The 2,721-nt window shown below is 62.4% G+C and carries 3 protein-coding genes; all 3 read right to left on the bottom strand.

Features of this window, described 5'->3' with window-relative positions:
* Positions 1-433: 433 nt before the first annotated feature.
* A complete protein-coding gene (locus MKK88_RS12180; protein WP_243999988.1) occupies positions 434-1,063 on the bottom strand; it encodes a PAS domain-containing protein in 630 nt (209 codons plus the stop codon).
* A 711-nt stretch (positions 1,064-1,774) separates the two neighbouring features.
* The gene (locus MKK88_RS12175) at positions 1,775-2,326 is read right to left on the bottom strand and encodes a hypothetical protein (RefSeq protein WP_243999986.1); all 552 of its coding nucleotides are present in this window, start codon (positions 2,324-2,326) and stop codon (positions 1,775-1,777) included.
* Between the two features lie 106 nt (positions 2,327-2,432).
* The coding region (locus MKK88_RS12170) for a TCP-1/cpn60 chaperonin family protein (protein WP_279602257.1) at positions 2,433-2,721 on the bottom strand (289 nt) is incomplete at its 5' end.

Raw genomic sequence — 2,721 nt, 5'->3', positions numbered from 1 at the left:
TCCCCATGCGACCGCCTTCGACGGCAAGGCGACGCAGGTCCTCGCTCTGCTGCAAAGCGACCTCGACGTCGATCTTCTCACGTAAGACCGCCTCGGTTGCAGCAAGGCGACGTTCGAGGTCGGCGATGGTGGCCCGCTCATCCATCTGACAATGGAGCACGATGCGGAGATGAGGTGCAACCTAATGTTAGCTTCTCGCCGTCTGGGCAAAGGCTGCTTCCCGCCTTCAGCCGAAGTCGCTAGATCGCAGTTGAATGACCGCTTTGGAGAAGCGCAAACGACGTCCCCGGCGGCTGATTTAGGTCGCAAGCCGAATGGCGGCTTGGGGTGGATATCCGACGGTCTGCTTTTCAGCGGTGTACGCATCAAACCGGACGCCGATCGATGCGAATGCATCATACACTGAGGCGCGGGCTTTGGACGATTGCCACCGTCAGTGACCGGGCTCGAACTCGCTGGTAACCAGAGCACGGCCAATTGCGAGCAGCAGCAAATCCGTGGCAGCGCGCACATCCGCGGGGGCGTCCACAGTCAGCATCCGCTTCAGCTCCATGGCGTGATCAGCCGCTCGCTCCAGCATGTCGGGGTCCGAAGAGGAGCTGCTGGTGACGACGTAGCGTTCGCCGTCGCCACGCAGCTCGGTAATGTCGATGATGATCCCGCGCGAACGTACCGGCTGTCCAGTCGCGTCGTGGTAGGTTCGTCCCCGGCTTAACAGCCAGTGCACTTGGCCGTCGGCATCAATCACGCGATACTCGGCCAGCATCAAGCCACCGGCCCGCACGGCTTCTTGCGTATGCTTGATCAACCAAGCGTGGTCGGCCGGATGGACGGCTGCGATGATGTCCAGACCTGTAATTTCCTGTTCGGCTAACGAAGCATCTCCAGTGAGAAGCCGAGCCGCACCCAGGTCATACACCATCGTCCTACGCGCGACGTCCCAGTCCCAGGTGCCGACAACGCAGGAGGCATCCAATGCGGCATGCAGGCGATCGAGCGGCTCGCTAAAACTGTCGATCGCGTTGACCCGTGTCGTCGATCGCTGTCCCATTCGCGCATCCATCTAACCCATATCAGTCTAATCTGCCCTATCTGGAGCCGCTGTCACCAGACACAATTAAAAAAAGTTCACGTGTAGGTTGAAAAGCATCTGCGTTATGAATGGACGTATGCCGCTTCGCCATCATCGCCAAGCAAGGTGTGCCACGTCCTAACCGGAAGCCAAGCATGCATGACGCCCCCAAGCCGTTGGCAGCAGCCCCCCAGACCGCATCCTCTCGGTCGCTGCGACGCATTGCCGACGCGCTCGGTGTTCCTGTGTCGAGCTTCGGGGGCGTGGATACCGGAGCGACGCCAGTGGATGGCCCGGCTAGCCCGGAGGAGGTAGCCTTGCTGGCGACGGTCCATTCTTACCTGAAGCGTGCGCATCCCGAAGCGCGTGATCGGTTCGTTACGGCGGTTCAGACGATGATCAAACATCCTTCCACCTAAGCAGCCGGCGGAAGGGGAGACGCAGCTTGATGCATCCGGCCATCGCAACGACCGGTTGCCGCCCCGAGATGCAACTGTCGCACCGACGACGAATGGCCGTCTTGGGAACAGGATCAGAATTTCGCGGTCGGTGAGGTTCTTGAGGAAGCACCAGAGTGTGAATAAGCGCCGAACTGGGATCCTTTTCTAAAGGACGGTAACGTCCTCAACAAACGAACGTTTTTCGCCTACAGGCGGGGTCCCGATCGGCGCCGACGGGGACCCCGCTCGCTATTCGATTTCGCTATTGATAACAACACGCTGCCTTAACTATGGTCGGGGGTCCGGCTTCACCGCCGATCCACATCGATGACAGTCGGTCGGTCTCACAGTACCGACTGCCGAGGAGGAAAAGCACGGTGTCCGACGGCAACGTCTCGATGGCGGTCTCCCCAGCGTCGGAGGCCGCCGGGTCGCCGCCGCCGGGGTCCCGCACGATCGTGTCGGTCCGCAGCGTGAAGCGGCCAGCCGGGGCAACCATGCGGCTGCACCAGTTCCCGAAACTATCGCGGTAGCCCTGGACCGGCACAGCGGGGGTCGTGATCAAGTAGTCCGGTCGTTCGAGATCCGAGAAGCGTGATGCGTGGACGTTGAGCGTCGCGATGATGGGGGTGGGCTGCAGGAACTCGTAGGTCATCTCGCAGCCGACGAGAATGCGCATGTGCGTTGCCCTCAGACTAATTTCGGAATCGGCCGCCGCGGCCTCCCACGACTCGGGCTGCCTCACCGCGCGAGACGCGGGCTTCGATTTCGATGACACAGCGCCGATGGACGGGAACGCCTCGGTCTCGTGCACCCGCAGGACCGGAGCGGGGCTGGTCCATGCATCCCGGCCCGCGTGAAGCGCCCCCGACGAGCCGGCATCCGGCGCATCGGGTATCACCCGGACCTGGTCGGGGAGATTAGAAGTCCATCCCGCCCATGCCGCCGCCGCTCGGCATCGGCGGGGCCTCCTTCCGCGGAGCCTCGGCGATCATGGCCTCTGTGGTCACCAGCAGGCCGGCGACCGAAGCCGCGCCCTGAATGGCCGCACGGACCACCTTGGCCGGATCGACGATGCCGGCCTGGATCATGTCGACATACTCTTCGGTCTGGGCGTTGAAGCCGAAGGTCTCCGAGGAGGTGTTGTCGGTGATCTTGCCGACCACGATCGAACCCTCGACGCCCGCGTTCTGGGCGATCTGGCGGATC

This window comes from Methylobacterium sp. E-005 (genome assembly GCF_022829725.1).
Taxonomy (GTDB): domain Bacteria; phylum Pseudomonadota; class Alphaproteobacteria; order Rhizobiales; family Beijerinckiaceae; genus Methylobacterium.
This window is presented reverse-complemented; position numbering and strand designations above follow the sequence as displayed.

Excerpts from the sequence above, each read along its gene's own strand:
- MKK88_RS12180 (WP_243999988.1), bottom strand. The coding sequence starts at position 1,063 with ATGGATGCGCGAATGGGACAGCGATCGACGACACGGGTCAACGCGATC.